Annotated in this window: 18 protein-coding genes; 16 read left to right on the forward strand and 2 right to left on the reverse strand. The window is 69.9% G+C overall.

Annotated elements, in window-relative coordinates; genetic code table 11:
• Positions 1-11: 11 nt before the first annotated feature.
• The 10 genes from ACILR4_RS01775 (at position 12) to ACILR4_RS01820 (ending at position 10,256) form a co-directional block, all read left to right on the forward strand.
• Positions 12-2,171, forward strand: a complete 2,160-nt coding sequence (locus ACILR4_RS01775; RefSeq protein ID WP_395699101.1) for a flagellar hook-length control protein FliK — start codon at positions 12-14, stop codon at positions 2,169-2,171.
• Positions 2,172-2,329: 158 nt separating this feature from the next.
• Positions 2,330-2,941, forward strand: coding sequence for a flagellar basal body-associated protein FliL (gene fliL / locus ACILR4_RS01780; protein ID WP_395699102.1), 612 nt, complete (start codon positions 2,330-2,332; stop codon positions 2,939-2,941).
• A gap of 13 nt (positions 2,942-2,954) precedes the next feature.
• Positions 2,955-3,956: a flagellar motor switch protein FliM gene (gene fliM / locus ACILR4_RS01785; RefSeq protein WP_395699103.1), complete on the forward strand. Its 1,002-nt coding sequence runs from the start codon at positions 2,955-2,957 to the stop codon at positions 3,954-3,956.
• A complete protein-coding gene (gene fliN / locus ACILR4_RS01790) occupies positions 3,949-4,398 on the forward strand; it encodes a flagellar motor switch protein FliN (RefSeq protein WP_395699104.1) in 450 nt (149 codons plus the stop codon). The genes fliM and fliN overlap by 8 nt, the downstream gene beginning before the upstream one ends.
• 28 nt (positions 4,399-4,426) lie before the next feature.
• A complete protein-coding gene (gene fliO / locus ACILR4_RS01795) occupies positions 4,427-4,777 on the forward strand; it encodes a flagellar biosynthetic protein FliO (RefSeq protein WP_395699105.1) in 351 nt (116 codons plus the stop codon).
• Positions 4,767-5,552, forward strand: coding sequence for a flagellar type III secretion system pore protein FliP (fliP, locus tag ACILR4_RS01800; protein WP_395699106.1), 786 nt, complete (start codon positions 4,767-4,769; stop codon positions 5,550-5,552). Before fliO ends, fliP begins: the two co-directional genes overlap by 11 nt.
• Positions 5,553-5,568: 16 nt before the next feature.
• On the forward strand, positions 5,569-5,838 hold the full coding sequence (fliQ, locus tag ACILR4_RS01805; RefSeq protein WP_395699107.1) for a flagellar biosynthesis protein FliQ: 270 nt from the start codon (positions 5,569-5,571) through the stop codon (positions 5,836-5,838).
• A complete protein-coding gene (gene fliR, locus ACILR4_RS01810) occupies positions 5,838-6,599 on the forward strand; it encodes a flagellar biosynthetic protein FliR (RefSeq protein ID WP_395699108.1) in 762 nt (253 codons plus the stop codon). The genes fliQ and fliR overlap by 1 nt, the downstream gene beginning before the upstream one ends.
• 48 nt (positions 6,600-6,647) lie before the next feature.
• Entirely contained in the window at positions 6,648-7,475 is an 828-nt protein-coding gene (locus ACILR4_RS01815) for an HDOD domain-containing protein (RefSeq protein WP_395699109.1), read from the forward strand.
• A gap of 42 nt (positions 7,476-7,517) precedes the next feature.
• A complete protein-coding gene (locus ACILR4_RS01820) occupies positions 7,518-10,256 on the forward strand; it encodes an EAL domain-containing protein (protein WP_395699110.1) in 2,739 nt (912 codons plus the stop codon).
• On the opposite strand, the gene ACILR4_RS01825 is transcribed toward ACILR4_RS01820, so the two are convergent.
• The gene (locus tag ACILR4_RS01825) at positions 10,223-10,858 is read right to left on the reverse strand and encodes a response regulator (protein ID WP_395699111.1); all 636 of its coding nucleotides are present in this window, start codon (positions 10,856-10,858) and stop codon (positions 10,223-10,225) included. The two genes, ACILR4_RS01820 and ACILR4_RS01825, sit on opposite strands and share 34 nt — an antisense overlap.
• Positions 10,855-12,009: a response regulator gene (locus ACILR4_RS01830; protein ID WP_395699112.1), complete on the reverse strand. Its 1,155-nt coding sequence runs from the start codon at positions 12,007-12,009 to the stop codon at positions 10,855-10,857. The genes ACILR4_RS01825 and ACILR4_RS01830 overlap by 4 nt, the downstream gene beginning before the upstream one ends.
• Before the next feature lie 206 nt (positions 12,010-12,215).
• On the opposite strand from ACILR4_RS01830, the gene ACILR4_RS01835 reads away from it, so the two are divergent.
• From ACILR4_RS01835 to ACILR4_RS01860, 6 genes are all read left to right on the forward strand, one after another.
• Positions 12,216-12,644, forward strand: coding sequence for a hypothetical protein (locus ACILR4_RS01835; RefSeq protein ID WP_395699113.1), 429 nt, complete (start codon positions 12,216-12,218; stop codon positions 12,642-12,644).
• 51 nt (positions 12,645-12,695) lie between these two features.
• The gene (locus ACILR4_RS01840; RefSeq protein WP_284617083.1) at positions 12,696-13,058 is read left to right on the forward strand and encodes a response regulator; all 363 of its coding nucleotides are present in this window, start codon (positions 12,696-12,698) and stop codon (positions 13,056-13,058) included.
• Between the two features lie 67 nt (positions 13,059-13,125).
• On the forward strand, positions 13,126-15,255 hold the full coding sequence (locus tag ACILR4_RS01845; protein WP_395699114.1) for a chemotaxis protein CheA: 2,130 nt from the start codon (positions 13,126-13,128) through the stop codon (positions 15,253-15,255).
• Positions 15,256-15,289: 34 nt separating this feature from the next.
• Complete coding sequence (locus ACILR4_RS01850) at positions 15,290-16,861, forward strand: methyl-accepting chemotaxis protein (protein WP_395699115.1); 1,572 nt, start codon at positions 15,290-15,292, stop codon at positions 16,859-16,861.
• An 82-nt stretch (positions 16,862-16,943) separates the two neighbouring features.
• Entirely contained in the window at positions 16,944-18,503 is a 1,560-nt protein-coding gene (locus ACILR4_RS01855; protein ID WP_395699116.1) for a methyl-accepting chemotaxis protein, read from the forward strand.
• A 44-nt stretch (positions 18,504-18,547) separates the two neighbouring features.
• Positions 18,548-20,104 carry a methyl-accepting chemotaxis protein gene (locus ACILR4_RS01860; RefSeq protein WP_395699117.1) on the forward strand — a complete coding sequence of 519 codons (1,557 nt, stop codon included), beginning with the start codon at positions 18,548-18,550 and terminating at the stop codon, positions 20,102-20,104.
• Positions 20,105-20,243 lie beyond the last annotated feature (139 nt).

Below are 20,243 nucleotides of genomic sequence, written 5' to 3' on the forward strand. Positions count from 1 at the left end.
CGAGGCATGCCATGGCCAGCCCCTTGATCCCCTTCAGCCCCACGAACAGCGCCGGCCTGGTGACCGCGCGCAACGGCGCCGGCATGCCCGCCGCGGCCGACACCAGCGCCGAGCCTGGCGCGTTCGCGCAGGCTTTCCAGCGCAGCAGCGAGGCGCTGCAGGCGCCAACCGTCACGCCGCCCAGCCGCAGGAGCCCCCATGGGGACACCGCAGGGCCGCGCCGCGACGCGCCGAACGACACGGCGGGCGCGGCCGCGCGCAGCCCGGACGCAGCCGGCTCCGGCAGCGCAGCGCAGGACAGCCGCACGGCCGCCATGGCCAGCGACGGCGACACGCCGCCGCCGGACACCACGACCGACACGCCGCTTGGCGAACCTGCGCGCGGCCGTCACGCCCAGCGCCGCGCCGGCAGCCAGGCCAGCCAGGCAGTGGCCGACGCCCGGCCCCGCACACCGCGCGGCGCGGACGCCGACGAGGGCGCAGAGGCCCCCGCAGCCGACGGCCTGCCGGCCGACCGCCCCGCCGACACCGAGGACCGCACGATCGCCGAAGACATCGGCCTGGCCGCCGGCATCCTGCCGTCGGCGACCACCACGCCGACGCCGGCCATGCCCAGCACGCTGAGTCTCCAGACGCGCTCGACGGCGGCGGACGACGCCAGCAGCGGCCTGCCCTCCGCGGCTGCGACCGGCAGCGCCTCGGCCACCGCCACGCTGGCCGCCGATGCACTGCCCGCCGCCGCACTGCCGACGTCCTCAGCCAACCCGGCCGCCGGCAACGACCCAGCAGCCGCTCATACCAGCCGCCGCACGGCAGGCCCGGGATTGAGCCGCGACGAGGCCAGCGCGCTCGGCGCCCGTCGCCTGCCGCTGGCCGGCACCGAACGTGCCGTGCCCGCCCCGGCATCGGGGCAAGCCGAGGCCGCGCCAGCTGCCTCGACGACTGCCGCCGGCAACGCGCCTTCTGAAGCATCCCGAACCCCCGATCTGCGCCGTGCCGGCACCGCAGCGGATCAGCCCGTCGTCGACGCCGCACCGACCAGCAGCGACGCCACGGCCGACGCCGCCTCCACCGCCGGTGATGGCAGCGCCGCCGCAGCCGCCGACGCCAGCACCGCGGCCCCGACTGTCCCCCTGCCCGCCCTCGCGCTGCCCGCGGCGCCGCAGGGTCCGGCCGGCACCGCGGCACGCGGCCTGGCCGATGCCCCGCCCGAACGCGCCGGCCGCGGCAGCGAACGCGGCGGGATCGCCGCCTCCGACCCCCTCACCCGCACGGCGCTCGACCCGCTGGCACCGGCACGCGGCGAGTCGCGCGGTCCGCGCAGTGCCGCGGCCGGTCGCGGCACCGACACCGAGGCCGGCCGCGGCCCGCGCCAGGCGCGCACGGCCAACCGCAGCGACGCCAGCGACGACGCCAGCGCGGCCAACACCGCCACCACCGCATCGGCCACGGCCGTCACGGCGTCGCGCGGCGACGATGCCCGCGGCGACCAGCCCGGCGCGGCCAGCAGCGCCGACGCCGCGGCGGGCAGCACCAGCGCCGCCCCCTCCGGCACCGGCAGCAGCGTGCGCTTTGCCGACGCGCTGCAGAACTTGATGCCCGGCGCCAGCCCCGGCGTACCGGCCGCCGCCAGCAGCCCGCAGGCCAGCGCCACGCCACTGCCGACCAGCCATCTCGGCGCACACCTGAACAGCCCGGAGTTCGCGCCCTCGCTCGGCGCGCAGATCACCCTGCTGGCACGCCAGGGCGTGCAACAGGCCCGCATCGAGCTGAACCCGGCCGACATGGGGCCGATCACCGTGCGCATCGCGGTCGCGGGCAGCGGCGCGCAGGTCGACTTCCAGGCCGACCGGGCCGCCACGCGCCAGGTCATCGAGTCCTCGCTGCCGGCCCTGGCCGGCGCGCTGCGCGAGTCCGGCCTCACGCTCACCGGCGGCGGCGTGTTCCAGCCACCGGCCGACGGCAGCAGCCTTGGCGGCAGCTTCGCCCAGAACTTTGGCGGCCAGGGCCAGGGCGGCCCGGGCGGCAACGCCTCCGGTCCATCGCCTGGCGCGTCGGGCGCTCCCGGCGGCCGGCCTGGCTGGCCCGGCGGTGACGACCGCGACCTGCCCGGCAGCACCACCGTGCTCCGGACCGGCCTGCCGCGCGGCCTGGTCGACCTGGTGGCCTGACGCCGGCCGTCGGCTGCCGACCGGCGCCGGCCGAATCGCCGGTCTTTCCCCCCGCTATTCGCGCCATCGCCAGGAGGGGGCTCTCCGAATAATCGATGCATCGCCCCAGCCGGCTTCAGGCCGGCCGTGGGCCCTGAAGCCAAGCATCCGGAGAGACCATGTCCGCCGCCACCGCTGAAGTCACCGACGCGCCCGTTCCCAAGGCCGCCGGCAAGAAGAAGCTGATCATCATCCTCGCCGCGGTGCTGCTGCTGGTGCTGGGCGGCGGCGGCGCGGCCGTGTTCATGATGAAGAAGAGGGCCGCCGCGGCCGACGAGGCCGACACCGAAGACGGCGCCGAGACCCATGCGGTGGCCGAGCCCAAGAAGGACGAGCACAAGAACCCGCCGATCTTCGTGCCGCTGGACCCCTTCACGGTGAACCTGGCCGACCGCGATGCCGAGCGCTATGCGCAGGTCGGCGTCACGCTGGAGATCGACGATGCCAAGGTCGGCGAGCAGATCAAGCTCTACCTGCCGGCCATCCGCAACAACATCCTGCTGCTGCTGGCGCACAAGACCGCCGGCGAGCTGCTGACGCGCGAAGGCAAGCTGCTGCTGGCGCAGGAGATCCGCCGCGAGACCATGCTGCCGCTGGGCATCACGATGCCCGTCGACGACGAGGAATCCGCGAGCCCCGCTCCCGACGGCACCAAGAAAAAGAAGAAGAAGAAGCCGCCGGTCATCTACCCGGTGAAGGCCGTCCACTTCTCGAACATCATCATCCAGTGATGGCCCACCCGAAATGAATCAGCAGATTCTTTCGCAAGACGAAGTCGATGCACTGCTGCAGGGCATCACCGGCGAGAGCCAGAAGCTCGAGCAGGAAGACGTCCCGCAGGGTGGCATCCGCGACTACGACCTGGCCAGCCAGGAGCGCATCGTCCGTGGGCGCATGCCCACGATGGAGATCATCAACGAGCGCTTCGCCCGCAACATCCGCATCGGCCTGTTCAACCTGATCCGCAAGAGCCCGGAAGTGGCCATCGGTGGCATCCGCGTGCAGAAGTACAGCGCCTTCCTGCGCGAGATCGTGGTGCCGACCAACTTCAACATCGTGTCGGTGCGGCCGCTGCGCGGCTCCGGGCTGATCGTCTGCGACCCGACGCTCGTCTTCGCCGTGATCGACGCACTGTTCGGCGGTGCCGGCAAGTTCCACACCCGCATCGAAGGCCGCGACTTCTCGCCCACCGAGCAGCGCGTGATCCTGCGCCTGGTGGAGTGCATCATCGCCGAGTACAAGAAGGCCTGGTCCGGCATCTATCCGGTCGAGATGGAGTACCAGCGCTCGGAGATGCAGCCGCAGTTCGCGAACATCGCCACGCCTTCGGAAATCGTCGTCGCCACCAGCTTCACGCTGGAAATCGGCGAGACCACCGGCACGGTGCACTTCTGCATTCCGTACTCGACGCTGGAACCGATCCGCGACGTGCTGTACAGCACGATGCAGGGCGACTCCAGCGAACCCGACCGCCGCTGGGTCAAGCTGCTGAAGCAGCAGATCCAGTCGGCCGACGTCAAGCTGATTGCCGAGCTGGCCCATGCCACCGCCACGCTCGAGCAGCTGCTCGCCTTCAAGCCCGGCGACTTCATCGAGCTCGACCTGGACCCGATGATCCAGGCCAAGATCGACAACGTGCCGGTGTTCGATTGCCACTATGGCACGTCCAATGGACGTTATGCCATCAAGATCGACCGCATGCTGACCAGCACCCCCGCGGGCTGGCTGGGAGAATCCAATGAGTGAACCGCAGATGTCCGAAGAGGACCGCATGGCCGCCGAATGGGCGGCCGCGCTGGCCGAGTCCAACGGCGGTGGCAGTGGCGGCGGCAATGCGCTGGCCGAGCCGGTGGAATCGGTGTCGGCCGCGGCCTTCACCAACTTCTCGAATTCGGGTTCCGCGGGTGGCGTGCCGGCCGCCGGCAACGACCTGAACATGATCCTGGACATCCCGGTGCAGCTGACCGTGGAGCTGGGCCGCACCAAGATTCCGATCAAGCACATCCTGCAGCTGGCCCAGGGCTCGGTGGTGGAGCTCGAGGCGCTGGCCGGCGAGCCGATGGACGTGCTGGTCAACGGCTACCTCATCGCGCAGGGCGAGGTGGTGGTGGTGAACGACAAGTTCGGTATCCGCCTCACCGACATCGTGACCCCGAGCGAACGCATGCGGCGCCTCAGCCGCTCGTGAATCGAACCAACGACAAGAGATCCCAGGGATGAATTCGATCGTCGGGCCGGTCCTCGCCTTCATGGCGGTGCTGGCCATGATTCCGGTGGCCTTGTGGCTGCTCAAGCGCACGCCGATGGGCGCGGCCGCCTCGCAAGGGGTGATGCGCGTCGTCGCGCAGCTCGCGCTGGCGCCGAACCAGCGCGTCGTCACCGTCGAGGTCGGCTCCGGCGACGACCGGCGCTGGCTGGTGCTGGGCGTCACGCCCGGCGGCATCAGTACCTTGCACACGCTGCCACCGCAGGCCGACGCGCCGGCTGCAGCGCAGGCCGCCCTGCCCTTCGCCGCGTGGCTGGCCAAGAGCCGGGGTGCGGCCGCGGGAGACGAGCATGCGCGCTGAGCGTCTCATTTCTTTCGGCCTGTCGCGCCGCGCGGCCCGAGTGCTGGGCTTGTCGGTGTTATCGGCAGTTCCCGTAGCGGCTTTAGCCCAGCAAAGCGGCGGCGCGAGCCTGCCGCTGATCGTCGGCCAGGGCGCCGGCGGCACCAGCTACTCGGTGCCGATCCAGACGCTGCTGTTCTTCACCGCACTGTCCTTCCTGCCCGCGGTGCTGCTGATGATGACGGGCTTCACCCGCATCGTCATCGTGCTGTCGCTGATGCGCCAGGCGCTGGGCACGCAGAGCGCGCCGCCGAACCAGGTGATCGTGGGCTTAAGCCTGTTCCTCACCTTCTTCGTGATGTCGCCCACCATCGACAAGGTCTATAGCGAAGCCTGGGCGCCCTACCAGGCGCAGCAGATCGGCCTGGACGAGGCCTTGAAGCGCGGCGAGGTGCCGATGCGTGCGTTCATGCTCAAGCAGACGCGGCAGAGCGACCTCTCGCTGTTCGCCAAGCTGGCCAAGGTTGAATCTGGCGTGAAGGCCGAGGACATGCCGTTCAAGGTGCTGGTGCCGGCCTTCGTCACCAGCGAGCTGAAAAGCGCCTTCCAGATCGGTTTCCTGATCTTCATCCCCTTCCTGATCATCGACATGATCGTCGCCAGCGTGCTGATGAGCCTGGGCATGATGATGCTGAGCCCCGTGCTGGTGTCGCTGCCCTTCAAGCTGATGCTGTTCGTGCTGGCCGATGGCTGGAACCTGCTGCTGGGTTCGCTGGCCGCTTCTTTTGCCACCTAGGTTTTCCGACACTGCCATGGATCCCCAACAAGTCTTCACGCTCGGCCAGAAGGGCCTGTACATGCTGCTGCTGGTGTCGGCGCCGCTGCTGCTGGCGGTGCTGGCCGTCGGCCTGGTGGTCAGCATCTTCCAGGCGGCCACGCAGATCAACGAGCAGACCCTGAGCTTCGTGCCCAAGGTGCTGGCCGCCGTCGCGGTGCTGGCGATCACCGGCCCGTGGATGATGACGATGCTGGTCGACTACATCCAGCAGACGCTGCAATCGATCCCGTCGGCCGTCGGCTGATGCTCACCTTCACGGAAGCCCAGCTGACGGCGTGGATCACGCCGTGGCTGTGGCCTTTCCTGCGCGCGCTGGCGCTGATGACCAGCCTGCCGGTGTTCAGCCAGCGCGCGGTGCCGATGCGGGTGAAGATCGCGCTGTCGCTGTTCATCGCGCTGGCCGCGCAGGTCTCGCTGCCCGAGATGCCGGCCGTGGCGCTGGATTCGCCGCAGGCGCTGATGCTGGTGCTGCAGCAGGTGCTGATCGGCATCTCGCTGGGCTTCGCGGTGCGGCTGGTGTTCGCCGCGGTGGAACTGGGCGGCGAACTCATCGGGCTGCAGATGGGCCTGAACTTCGCTGGCTTCTTCGATCCCGGTACCGCCAGCCAGGGCACCGCCTCGGGCAAGTTCTTCGGCACCATCGTGGCATTCCTGTTCGTCATCATCAACGGGCACCTGGCCATCATCGCGGCGCTGATCCAGAGCTTCATCGCCTTCCCGGTCGGCCCCGAGCCCTTCGCCTTCCTGCGCGCCACGCAGCCGCAGGCCTGGGGCGCGGAGTTGTTCACGCTCGGGCTGTGGATCGCGCTGCCGCTGGTGGGCATGCTGCTGTTCGTGAACCTGGTGCTGGGCGTCATCTCGCGCGTGGCACCGCAGATCAACGTGTTTGCCGTGGGCTTCCCGATCACGCTGGGCGTCGGCCTGATCGGCATGCTGCTGACGCTGCCGCTGATGCAGCAACCCTTCACGATGGCGCTGGAACGCATGCTCGCGCACTTCCAGTAGGGCCAAAGGTCCCGTTCAAGCCGCGGCTGCAGCAACCGATATTGACGCATGGCCGCTATCGATCGATTCTTTGCCCAGTCGCATTCGCTGCCGGCGCTGCCCGAGGTGGCGCAGAAGCTGATGGAAACCTTCGGCCGCGAGGACGTCTCGCTGGTCGAGCTCGCCGAGCTGATCGCGCAGGACCCGGCACTGGCCGCGCGCGTGCTGAAGTTGGCGAACTCGGCGCGCTATGCCTCGCGTGGGCGCGTGGCGCACCTGCCCGACGCGGCGGCGCTGATCGGCCTGGACGCGCTGCGCGGCCTGGCGATCACCGTCTGCCTGTCCAATGCCTTCCCGCGGCCGCCCGGCTTCGACCGGCTGCGCTTCTGGTGCCAGAACCTGGCCACCGCCGGCCATGCCCGCACGCTGGCGCGGCTCCTCGGCGAGGACCCCGGCCTGGCCGAGGTGGCCGGCCTGATCCTGCGCTCGGGCCAGCTGCTGATGCTGATGACCTCGCCCGGCCAGGTCTCGCTGGTCGAGTCGATGGCCGGCGCGCCGGACAGCATCTTCGAGCTCGAGCGCACGCATTTCGGCTGCAGCCATGCCGAGGTCTCGGCCGAGTTGGCCGCGCGCTGGCACATGCCGCTGCCGCTGGTCGATGCACTGTTCACCGCGGGGCATCCGATCGTGGCCGAACCCTTCTCGCGCAGCGGCGCGCTGCTGCGCCTGGCCAGCGTGCTGGCCGATGCCGGGCATGACGGGCTGGATCGGCTGGATGCCGCGCGCATCGCGCAGGGCCCGTTGCTGGCGCGCCTGAAACTGACCCCCGAGACGCTGGCCACCCAGCTGCAGCCGCACGACCGCCTGGTGGCCGCGGCGGCCGAATTCGCGGCCTGACGCAGGGCCACGCCCCGCCCGCCGCGCCCCGGCAGCCACACGATGTTCTGGCACCGCCACTGGCACGATGCCGACATGCCAGGGCTGCCGCAGTCGCTGCGCAGCCAGTTCATGCTGGGGCTGGCCTCGATGTCGTTGCTGTTCGTCGGCATCGGCCTGGCCGCCATCCTGGCGCTGCGCAACACCAGCGACGCCACGCAGCTGCTGGCCCACGAGCAGCTGCAGCGCCTGCAGAAGGGCCAGGCGATCGTGCAGCACGCGCTGAGCATCCAGCGCGAGGTCGAGCGCTTCCTGGCCATGCGCTCCGCCGCCTCGATGGTGCAGAGCCATGCCGACATCGGCGTGCATGCCGACAACATCATGGAGCGGGTGCGGGCGCTCGCCGCCGAGCCCGACGATCCGGCGATCGGCCAGTTCGAGCAGGCCTGCGAGCGGCTGCGCCGGCTGGCCGACCGGCTGCTCGAGCAGCAGCTGAACGGGCCGGCGCCGCAGGCCCGAGGACCGGACATCGAGGAAGCCGCCGATGCGCTGGCGCCGCAGGGCCCGCGCGCCGAGCTCGCCGCGCAGGCGCAGCTGCTGGTGGCCAGCGCGATGCTGCAATCCGCGGCCGCCGAACGGGCGGCGCAGGACCTGCTGCAGACGCTGGTCGAGCGCTCGCAGGGCAACCAGCGGGGCATCGTGCTGGTGCTGGCGATCGGCCTGCTGTTCACCTGGCTGGTGGCGGGGCTGTTCCTCGGCCGCCACCTGCTGCAGCGGCTGGACCGCGTGAGCCAGCACCTGCGCCACCGCTTCGCCGAAGGCGAGCCGCTGGCCGCGGTGATGGACGGCCATGACGAGATCGCCGAGATGGCGCGTGCCGTCGAGCGCCTGCTGGCCGACCGCGCCCAGCTCGAGCTGCGCACCGCACAGCTCGGCCAGGCCAAGGAGACCCTGACCGAGCAGGGCCGCATCCTCGAGATGATTGCCGCGCGCGTGCCCTTGCCCGAGGTGCTGGACCGCGTGGTGCGCCTGTCCGAATCGCAGCTGCAGGACATCCATGGCTCGATCCTGCTGCTGGACGAAGACGGCCGGCACCTGCGCCACGGCGCTGCACCCGGGCTGCCGGCGGCCTTCTCGGCCATCGTCGACGGCTGGCCGGTCGGGCCGGCTTCGGGCTCCTGCGGCACCGCGATCCACCGCCGCGAGACGGTGATCGTCAGCGACATCGAGACCGACCCGCTGTGGGCCGGCGAGGCCAGCGCCATCGCCCGCCACCACGGCCTGCGCGCCTGCTGGTCCACGCCGATCATGGCCCACGACGGCGCGGTGCTCGGCACCTTCGCGATGTACGCCCGCACCGTGCGCCGCCCGGGCCCGCGCGAGCAGCAGCGCATCAACCTGGCGGTTCGCATTGCCGGCATCGCGATCGAACGCCAGCGCGCCGAGCAGCGCATCCGCCACATGGCCCACCACGACGAGCTCACCGGCCTGCCCAACCGCGCCCTGCTGAACGACCGCCTGGCGCAGGCGCTGGCGCAGGCCAGGCGCGGCGAGCGCCCGCTGGCGCTGCTGTTCCTAGACCTGGACGGCTTCAAGCACATCAACGACAGCCTCGGCCACGCGGTGGGCGACCGCCTGCTGCAGGCCGTGGCCCAGCGCCTGCGCGAGCTGGTGCGCGAGGGCGACACGGTGGCCCGGCTGGGCGGCGACGAATTCGTCGTGATGCTGGTGGGCCTGGAGCGTGCCGAAGACGCCGCCCGCGCGGCGCAGGACATCGTGCACGCGCTGGCGCAGCCCTTCGTGACCGACGAGCACCAGCTGCACATCAGCGTCAGCATCGGCATCAGCGCCTACCCGAGCGATGGCGACAGCGCGCAGGCGCTGCTCAAGCATGCCGATGCAGCGATGTACCGCACCAAGGCGCAGGGGCGCAACGGCTTCCAGTGGTTCACCGCCGAGATGGGGCTGCAGGCGCACCAGCGCGTCGAACTGCTGAACGCGCTGCGCGTGGCGGTGGCCGAAGGCGGCTTCGAGCTGCACTACCAGCCGCAGGTGGACCTGGCCAGCGGCCGCATCGCCTCGGTCGAGGCGCTGATCCGCTGGCACCACCCGCAGCTGGGCCTGATCAGCCCGGAGCGCTTCATTCCGCTGGCCGAGGACACCGGGCTGATCGCGCCGATCGGCGAATGGGTGCTGCGCGAAGCCTGCCGCCAGCTGGCGCACTGGCACGCCGCCGGCCACCCCGAGCTGGCGATGGCCGTGAACCTCTCGGCGCGGCAGTTCGAGGCGCAGGACCTGCCGCGGCTGGTGCAGCAGGCGCTGCAGGCCCATGCGCTGCCGGCGCACTGCCTGGAGCTGGAGCTGACCGAAACGGCACTGATGCACAACGCCGAAGCGGCCCGCCAGACGCTGCTGGCGCTGCACGCGCTGGGCGTGAAGCTGGCGCTGGACGACTTCGGCACCGGCTATTCGAGCCTGAGCCACCTGCGCCGCTTCCCGATCGACACGGTGAAGATCGACAAGTCCTTCATCGCCGACCTGCGCGGCGGGCCCGACGCCAGCTCGATCATCCGTGCCATCGTCGTGATGGCCCGCTCGCTGGGCATGACGGTGGTGGGCGAAGGCATCGAGACCCCCGAGCAGCTGCACTTCCTGGCCGCCCTGCCCTGCCAGCGCGGCCAGGGCTACCTGTTGGCGCGGCCGCTGCCGGCCGACACGCTGGCCGCGCTGCTCGGCCGCCCGATCGCCCTGCCGGCGCCGGCCCCCGCTCAGCCCCCCACCAGCCCGTTCCTGATGGCGTAGACCGTCAGCTCCGAGTTGTTCTGGAGGTTGAGCTTCTCCAGCACGCGGGCGCGGTAGACCGACACGGTCTTGGGCGACAGCATCAGCTCCTCGGCGATGTCCGACAGGCGCTTGCCGGAGGCGATCATCACCAGGGTCTGCAGTTCGCGGTCGCTCAGCTTGTCGTGCGCGTTCTCGGTCACCGGCGTGGTCAGGCTCTCGACCAGCATCTGCGCGATGTCCGGCGTCACGTACTTGCGGCCCTGCGCCACGGTGCGCACCGCCTGCACGATCTGCTGCGGATCGCCGCCCTTGTTGACGTAGCCGAAGGCGCCGGCGCGCAGCGCACGGATCGCGTACTGGTCTTCCGGGTACATGCTGACCACCAGCACCTTCACCGGCGAGCCCTCGTCCTTCAGCGCATGCATCACGTCCAGCCCGCTACGGCCGGGCAGGTTGATGTCCAGCACCAGCACGTCGCAGGCGTGGCCGCGCAGCAGCGCGCGCAGCTCGCCATAGTCGCCCGCCTCGCCGACGACCTGGATGTCGTCGGCATCGGCCAGCGTGTCGCGGATGCCGCGGCGGATCAGCGCATGGTCATCGCAGAGCATCACCTTGATCATGGTGCACCCCAGGTGGACGGGTCGTGGTCGGCGTCATCGTCGAAGCGGCGCGTGTCGCGCGTGCCGTTGCCGCTGCCGCCGCTGACGGGCACCGACAGCATCAGCACCGTGCCGGTCGGGCCGCTGGAGACGTCGACCCAGCCGCCCACGGTGCCGGCGCGTTCGGTGAGCCCGCGCAGGCCGAAGCTGCGCGCCTTGGCCAGGTCGGCGCTGGACAGGCCGCGGCCGTTGTCCGCCACCTCCAGCGACAGCACGCCGCGCGTCAGCGACAGGTCGATCGACACCTTGGTGGCCTGCGCATGCTTGCTGACGTTGGTCAGCGCCTCCTGCGCGAAGCGGTAGGCCACCAGCGGCACGCCGGCGGGCAGCTGCATGCTGTCGTGGCTGGTCAGGAAGGTGCACGGGTAGCCGTTGCGCTTCTCGAAGCGGCTGGCCATCCATTGCAGCGCGGCCACCAGGCCCTGCTCCAGGATGGCCGGGCGCAGGTTGTGCATGATGCGCTGGCTGGCCTCGATCGCCAGGTCCACCGTCTCCAGTGCCGAAGCCACGCGCTGCTGCACCTCCGGCGCGCCGACATGGCGGCCGATCCAGGCCAGGTCGAACTTGATGGCCGTCAGGCTGCCGCCGACGTCGTCGTGGATCTCGCGCGCGATCGCCGCCCGCTCCATCTCGACGCTGGTCTGCAGGTGCTGCGCCAGTTCGGACAGGCGCTGGCGCGAGGCCGCCAGCTCGCGGTCGGCCTGCTGGCGCGCGCGGCGCTCCTGGCCGGCCTCGATGGCGTGCTCCACCGCCGGCGCCAGGCGCGCCAGGTTGTTCTTCAGCAGGTAGTCGGTGGCGCCGTTGCGCATGGCCGCCACCGCGGTGTCCTCGCCGATCTCACCCGAGACCAGGATGAACGGGATCTCGCGCCCGCTCTCCTTCAGGATTTCCTGCGCGCGCAGGCCGGAGAAGCCCGGCAGGTTGTAGTCCGACAGGATCACGTCCCATTCCTGCGCGTCCAGCGCGTGGCGGAATGCCGCCTCGTTGTCCACCCGCAGCACCTGCAGCCGGTGGCCGGCCCGGCGCAGGAAGGCCAGCGCCAGATCGTGGTCCAGCGGCGAGTCCTCGACGTGCAGCAGGCGCAGCACCGGCGCCTCCGTGATTTCGGCCATGGATGGAGTATGGCAAAGGCGCCGCCACCCGGGCAGCGACCGCGCCCGGTGTGGAAATGCGCCGTGTTTCATGCCGTCTTCGGCTCAATAACTCCCTACTGCCTGCCGAAAATCCCAGACACCAGAGCCGATTCCAGACGGCTGGTCTTCGACCCCAACGCGGAGTGACGATGCTGAACAACGACCCCATGCCACAGGAGCCGTCCATGACCACGGTGCCGTTGCTCACCGCAGCGGACGTGCAGGACAACCTGATGGTCGCGAACAACGACCTGGAGCGACTGGCCGGGCTGCTGACTGACGCTACCGAAACCCTGATGGGGCACTTCTACGGCGCCTCGGCCCAGATGAGCCAGCTGCTGGCGCTGGCCGAGTCCCACCCCGAGTGGGACACCCAGGCCATGAAGCAGGCGATGCATCACATGGGCGGTGCCGTGACGGCGCTGCAGTTCCAGGACATGTCGACGCAGTTGATCGCGCACCTGCAGCGCCGCCTGCGCAACTGCGCCGATCGCCTGGCGCGCGACGTGATGGGCGACGACGAGGACGGTGAAGCGGTGGTGGAAGACGCCCCGCTGCGCCCGAACCCGGTGACCCAGGACGAAATGGACGCCGGCTCGATCGAGCTGTTCTAAATCTTTCATTGTTACGCCCGATAACCCTAGCTGATTGCCCCGGAGAACACGATGCACTCAATCCTCGCCGTCGATGACTCGGCCTCCATGCGCCAGATGGTCTCGTTCACGCTGAAGAACGCCGGTTTCAATGTCGTCGAAGCCGTCGATGGACAGGACGCCTGGGAGAAGGCCGGCCAGCGCGACTTCAACCTGGTGCTGACGGACCAGAACATGCCGCGCATGGATGGCATCAGCCTGACCAAGAAGCTGCGCGAGAACCCGAAGTTCAAGGGCACGCCGATCCTGATCCTCACCACCGAGTCGAGCGACCAGATGAAGCAGGCCGGCCGCGCCGCGGGCGCCACCGGCTGGCTGGTCAAGCCCTTCGATCCGGCCAAGCTGATCGAGGTGATCGGCAAGGTCATCCGCTGACCGGCCGGCATCGCCCCGCTTCGTTTCCCCTTTCCCGCTGCACAAGACACAACCGGAGGCTGCTGCCATGGCAGACACCAGCAACGACGGCGCGCACATGTCCGCCGGCATCGACCTGAGCCAGTTCTTTCAGGTCTTCTTCGAAGAAGCCGGCGAGAACCTCGGCTCGATGGAGCAGATGCTGCTCGAGCTGGACGTCAACGCAGCCGACGATGAAGAGCTCAATGCGATCTTCCGCTGCGCACACTCGGTGAAGGGTGGCGCCGCCACCTTCGGGTTCACGGATGTCGCGGAGCTGACGCACCAGATGGAAGCGCTGCTGGACAAGCTGCGCCGCCACGAACTGCAGCCCACCTCGCAGATGGTGGACGTGCTGCTGCAGGCCGGCGACGCGCTGAAGGCCCAGTTGGCGCGCCACCAGGGTTCGGGCGGCGGCGAGATCGACACCACCGAGCTGCTGTTCACGATCAAGACGCTGTGCGAAGGCGGCAAGGTCGACACGCCCGCCACGGTGGCCGTGGTGGCCAGCACGGCGGCCCCGGCCCCGGCCGCGCCCCCGATGGTGCTGAAGAACGACGTGCGCGTGATCGAGCTCACCGTCGGCGAACTGGCCGACATGAGCGCGGCCGACAACATCGTCGACCTGTTCAAGGAAATCTCCGGCCTGGGCACGATCGAGCCGCTGGACGCCGGCCGCGGTGCCGACGGCATGCGCCGCTTCAAGATCACCACCGCCAGCAGCGACAACGACCTGCTTGACCTGTTCACCTTCCACGTGCCGCGCGAAGCGGTGCGCCTGGAGCCGCTGGGCCCGGGCTACGGCTTCCATGAAGGCGCGCCCGGTGCGCCGCCGCCGGAAGCGCCGAGCACCGACCCCGGCTACGGCTTCTTCGACAACGCGCCCGGCGCACCGGCCGAACACGCCGCGCCCGCCGCGGACGCCGCGCCCGCCCCGGCCACCGAGGCAGCGCCCAAGGCCGTTGCGCCCAAGGCCGCCGCGCCGAAGGCCGAAGGGGCCAAGGGTGCCGCGCTCGATTCCGCGACGCTGCGCGTCTCGGTCGAGAAGGTGGACCAGCTGATCAACCTGGTCGGCGAACTCGTCATCACCCAGGCCATGCTGGCGCAGAACAGCAAGAACATCGACGCGACGCTGTCGCAGCAGATGATGTCCGGCCTGGCCGACCTGGAGCGCAACACCCGCGACCTGCAGGAAGCGGTGATGTCGATCCGGATGATTCCGATGTCGATGGTCTTCAACCGCTTCCCGCGCATGCTGCGCGACCTGGCGGCCAAGCTCGGCAAGAAGGTCGACCTGGTCACGGTGGGTGAAGCCACCGAGCTGGACAAGGGCATGGTCGAGAAGATCACCGACCCGCTGACGCACCTGGTGCGCAACAGCTGCGACCACGGCATCGAGTTGCCGGCCGACCGCCTGGCCAAGGGCAAGCCCGAGACCGGCACCATCACGCTGGTCGCCTCGCACCAGGGCGGCTCCATCGTCATCGAGGTGCGCGACGACGGCCGTGGCCTCAACCGCCAGAAGCTGATCAAGAAGGCGCGCGAGAAGGGCATCGACGCGCCCGACACGATGACCGACCAGGAATGCTGGAACCTCATCTTCGCGCCGGGCTTCTCCACCGCCGACGTGGTGACCGACGTGTCCGGCCGCGGTGTCGGCATGGACGTGGTGAAGAAGAACATCCTGTCGCTGGGCGGCTCGGTCGAGATCGATTCGGCCGAAGGCTACGGCATGAGCGTCAAGGTGCGGCTGCCGCTCACTTTGGCCATCATGGACGGCATGAGCGTCGGTGTCGGCGACGAGTGCTACATCCTGCCGCTGGGCTCGGTGGTCGAGTCGTTCCAGGTGCAGGCCAACATGATCAAGACCATCGGCGGCTCCGGCCGCGTGGTGGAAGTGCGCGACGAGTACATGCCGGTGATCGACCTCGAGAAGGTGTTCGACGTGCCGCGCTTCGACTTCGAGCATGTCAGCAACATCATGGTGGTGGTCGAGGCCGAGGGCCAGCGCGTCGCGCTGCTGGTGGACGAGCTGCTCGGCCAGCAGCAGGTGGTGGTGAAGAACCTCGAGGCCAACTACCGCAAGGTGCCGGACGTCTCGGGCGCCACGATCATGGGCGACGGCCGCGTCGCGCTGATCCTGGACATCGGCACGCTGGTGCGTCGCACGCGGCACTGATCAGGCATCCTTTGCACAAGGACGGGAGACACCAATGAAAGTAATTGACAAGCTGATGCGCCAGTTCACGATCCGCCTGCGCATGCTCGGCGCGATCGCGATGGTAGTGCTGCTGCTGGTGATGGTGGGCGGCGCCGGCCTGCTCGGCATGTTCCGCATCCAGTCCTTGAGCGACACGCTCAGCGAGCAGACGCTGACGGTCAACACCCACCTCGCCTCGCTGAGCGAGCAGATGGGCCTGCTGCGCCGCTACGAGAAGGACCTGATCATCAACTACGAGAAGCCCGACGCGATCACCGCGCTGAAGGCCAAGTGGCAGGAAGCCTTGAAGAACACGCTGGCCGAGGTGAAGAGCCTGGGCCAGGCCGAGACCGGGCTGGACCCCAAGGCCATCGAGCAGGTGGCCACGCAGGTTCAGGGCTATGCCACCGCCTTCGAGCCGGTGCTCAAGCAGATCGAGGCCTCGGCCTACGACTCGGCCACCACCATCAACAAGGTCTCCGGCAAGGCCGTGACCCAGGTGCAGGCCGCCGAGCAGAGCCTGGCGGTGCTGCGCCAGTCCAACACCAAGGCGGCCGACATGGCGCGCGAGAACATCGGCACCTCGATCAACCGCACGCTGCTGACCTTCGGCGCAGCGCTGGCCGTGGCCGTGCTGCTGGTGGTGCCGCTGACCTTGGCCAACTCGGCCTCGATCCTGCGGCCGATGCGCCAGGCCAACGAACTGGCTCGCGCCATTGCCAGCGGCGACCTGACCCGCCCGGTGGAAGACCATGGCCGTGACGAGAGCGCCGACCTGCTGCGCAGCCTGAATGCGATGCAGGACCACCTGCGCACGTTGGTGGGCCAGATCCGCAACTCGGCCGATTCGATCCAGACCGCCAGCGCCGAAGTGGCCTCCGGCAACGCCGACCTCAGCCAGCGCACCGAGCAGGCCGCGTCGAACCTGCAGACCACCGCCAGCTCGATCGAGCAACTCACCGGCACCGTGCGCCAGAGCGCCGATGCCGCGAGCCAGGCCAACCAGCTCGCCTCCTCGGCCTCCTCCGTCGCGCAGCGCGGCGGCCAGGTCGTCTCGCAGGTGGTCTCGACGATGGACGAGATCAACACCAGCTCCAAGAAGATCGCCGACATCATCGGCGTGATCGACGGCATCGCGTTCCAGACCAACATCCTGGCGCTGAACGCCGCGGTGGAAGCCGCCCGTGCCGGCGAACAGGGCCGCGGCTTCGCGGTGGTGGCCGGCGAAGTGCGCAGCCTGGCGCAGCGCAGCGCCGAAGCCGCCCGCGAGATCAAGACCCTGATCGGCGCCAGCGTCGAGCGCGTGGAATCCGGTGCCCGCCTGGTGCAGGACGCCGGCTCGACGATGAACGAGATCGTCGCCAGCGTGCAGCGCGTGTCCGACATCATCGGCGAGATCACCGCCGCGGCCAGCGAGCAGAGCGCCGGCATCGGCCAGGTCAACGGCGCGGTGGTGCAGCTCGACCAGATGACACAGCAGAACGCCGCGCTGGTGGAGCAATCCGCCGCCGCCGCCGAGAGCCTGAAAGACCAGGCCCAGCGGCTGGCCGGCGCAGTCGGCGTATTCCGACTCCAGGCGGCCTGAAGTCACCAGGGCCGGCTTGCCGGCCCTTTTCGTTTTACCTGTTCTCTTCCAGGGCCCTGTCGCGCAGGGTCGCAGCGTCATCATGTCCTTTCAGAACCTCCGCATCGGCACCAAGCTCTGGCTGGCCGTCGGCCTCTTCATCACCGCGCTGGTGGCGCTGATCGCGTTTGCAGCCGTCCGCTCGGCCGTGCTGGCCGCCGATGCCGAAAAGACCCAGGCGCTGGCCGACGGCAAGATCGCCCTCGCCACGCGCTGGGCCGGCCTGACCGAAGTGACGGTCGCGCGCAGCCAGGCCGCGCAGATCAGCAGCGACGCCGCGGTGGCCACCGCGTTCAAGGACAGCAACGACAAGGCCATTGCCGAGATCACCGAGCTGATGAAGCAGCTGAAGGCGATGCCCCTGTCGGCCGCCGAACAGGCGCAGTTGGACAAGGTGGCCAACGAGCGCAAGAAGGTCTATGACGTCTCCGCCAAGGTCACCGCGGCGAAGGAAGCCGGCGACCTCGAGGGCGCCCGCAAGCTGGCCACCGGCGACTTCGGTACCGCCTCAGGCGTGTACCTGCAGGCGCTGCGCGAGTTCGTCGCGATGCAGGAACAGTCCGCGCGCGACAACCGCCTGCAGCTCGCCGCCGCACGCAACACCACGGTGACCATCGCCGCGGTGGTGGTGGCCGTGATCATCGGCGGCGCGCTGTTCGGCGCCGCGCTGCTGATCCGCTCGATCCGCCTGCCGCTGGCCGAGGCCGTGGCAATGGCCGACCGCATCGCCGGCGGTGACCTGGGCCAGCGCCCGGTGATCACGCGCCACGACGAGATCGGCACGCTGCAGCGCGCGCTGGTGGCGATGAGCGAATCGCTGTCCAGGACCGTTGGCGAGGTTCGCTCGGCGGCCGACTCGATCCAGACCGCCAGTGCCGAGATCGCCACCGGCAACACCGACCTGAGCCAGCGCACCGAGCACACCGCGTCGAACCTGCAGACCACCGCCAGCTCGATCGAGCAGCTCACCGGCACCGTGCGCCAGAGCGCCGATGCCGCGAGCCAGGCCAACCAGCTCGCCTCCTCGGCCTCCTCCGTCGCGCAGCGCGGCGGCCAGGTCGTCTCGCAGGTGGTCTCGACGATGGACGAGATCAACACCAGTTCCAAGAAGATCGCCGACATCATCGGCGTGATCGACGGCATCGCGTTCCAGACCAACATCCTGGCGCTGAACGCTGCGGTGGAAGCCGCCCGTGCCGGCGAACAGGGCCGCGGCTTCGCGGTGGTGGCCGGCGAGGTGCGCAGCCTGGCGCAGCGCAGCGCCGAAGCCGCCCGCGAGATCAAGACCCTGATCGGCGCCAGCGTCGAACGCGTGGAGTCCGGCGCCCGCCTGGTGCAGGACGCCGGCTCGACGATGAACGAGATCGTCGCCAGCGTGCAGCGCGTGTCCGACATCATCGGCGAGATCACCGCCGCGGCCAGCGAGCAGAGCGCCGGCATCGGCCAGGTCAACGGCGCGGTGGTGCAGCTCGACCAGATGACACAGCAGAACGCCGCGCTGGTGGAGCAATCCGCCGCCGCCGCCGAGAGCCTGAAGGAACAGGCCCTGCACCTGACCCAGATGGTGGGCCGCTTCCGCCTCACCGAACACGCGGCGCACTGAGCGCCACACCACCCTTCCCGCGCGCTCGCACGACAGGAGCTGCCATGAACTTCCGCAATCTGCGCCTGCGCACCCAGCTGCTGGGCGGCTTCCTCGTCGTGCTGGGGGTCGCGCTGACCCAGAGCCTGCTGTCGATCCAGCGCCTGGGCGCACTGGACAGCAAGACCAACGACATCGCCGCGGTCTGGCTGCCCAGCGTGAAACAGCTGGGCGACATCGGCACCGAGCTCGGCACCAGCCGCGCCACGCTGCTGAAGCTGCTGCTGGTGGAGAACCCCAGCCTGGTCGATGGCATCGAGGCCGAACTCAAGCAGAGCAGCGCGCGCCTGGACCGGCAGCGCACGGCCTATGCCGCCGACTTCAGCAGCCCCGAGGACAAGGCGCTGTACGAGCAGTTCGAGCGCCAGCTGAAGGCCGCGCAGGCCCTGAACCCCGAGCTGCTGAAGATGATGCGCGAGATGCGCACCGACGAAGCGCGCGAGCTCGGCAGCGGCAAGGCCGCCAGGCTCTACGCCGAGGCCGGCGCCACGCTGGACAAGCTGATCGCGCTGAACGCCCGCAACGCCGAAGAGGCCAGCAACGCCGCCCATGCAGCGCATGCCCAGGGCCGCGCGCTGATGCTGCTCGGCCTGGCGGTGATGGCCCTCGTCGCGGTGACGGTGGGCTGGCTGCTGGCCAGCCGCCTGACGCGCGCCGCCGCACAGGCGGTGGACACCGCCGAGCGCATTGCCAACGGTGATCTCAGCCAGCCCATCGCCGCCGGCAGCCGCGACGAGATGGGCCTGCTGATGGAAGCGCTGGCCCGCATGCAGGACCGGTTGCGCAGCATCGTCAGCGGCGTGCGCCTGAACGCCGAGCAGGTGGCCAGCGCCAGCGTCGAGATCGCGCAGGGCAACAGCGACCTGAGCCAGCGCACCGAACAGCAGGCCAGCGCGCTGCAGGCCACCGCCTCGTCGATGAACCAGCTCGCAGGCACCGTGCGCGACAACGCCGACCACGCGCAGCAGGCCAACCAGCTGGCCGTGGCCGCGTCCGGCGTCGCGGCCACCGGGGGCGACGCCGTCAACCGCATGGTCGAGACGATGAAGGGCATCCACGAGGCCTCGCGCAAGATCGGCGACATCACCGGCGTGATCGACGGCATCGCCTTCCAGACCAACATCCTGGCGCTCAACGCCGCGGTCGAGGCCGCGCGGGCCGGCGAGCAGGGCCGCGGCTTCGCGGTGGTGGCCGGCGAGGTGCGCAGCCTGGCGCAGCGCTCGGCCGACGCCGCGCGCCAGATCAAGGGGCTGATCGAGGCCAGCGTGGTCCGCGTCGAGCAGGGCACGCAGTTGGCCGACCAGGCCGGCAGCACCATGCACGAGGTGCTGAGCTCGATCCGCCGCGTCACCGACATCGTCGGCCACATCAGCGCGGCCAGCGCCAGCCAGTCGGCGGGCGTCAGCCAGCTGGGCCAGGCCATCGTGCAGATGGACCATGGCACCCAGCAGAACGCCGCGCTGGTGGAGCAATCCGCCGCCGCCGCGGAGAGCCTGAAGGACCAGGCCGCACGCCTGGCCACCGCCGTCGGCGTTTTCCGCCTGCAGGCCGAGGCGGCCTGATCTTTCCACAAGAAACCTAACCAACGAAAGAACCGTCCACCATGCTGTCCTACCTGAATTCGAAGCAGCGCGCCGTGCTGCTGATCCTGCTGATCGTGGCCGGCCAGGCCTGCGTGGTGGCCGGCCTGTCGCTGGGCTG

The sequence above is a fragment of the Aquabacterium sp. genome (genome assembly GCF_044226965.1).
GTDB lineage: Bacteria > Pseudomonadota > Gammaproteobacteria > Burkholderiales > Burkholderiaceae_C > Pseudaquabacterium.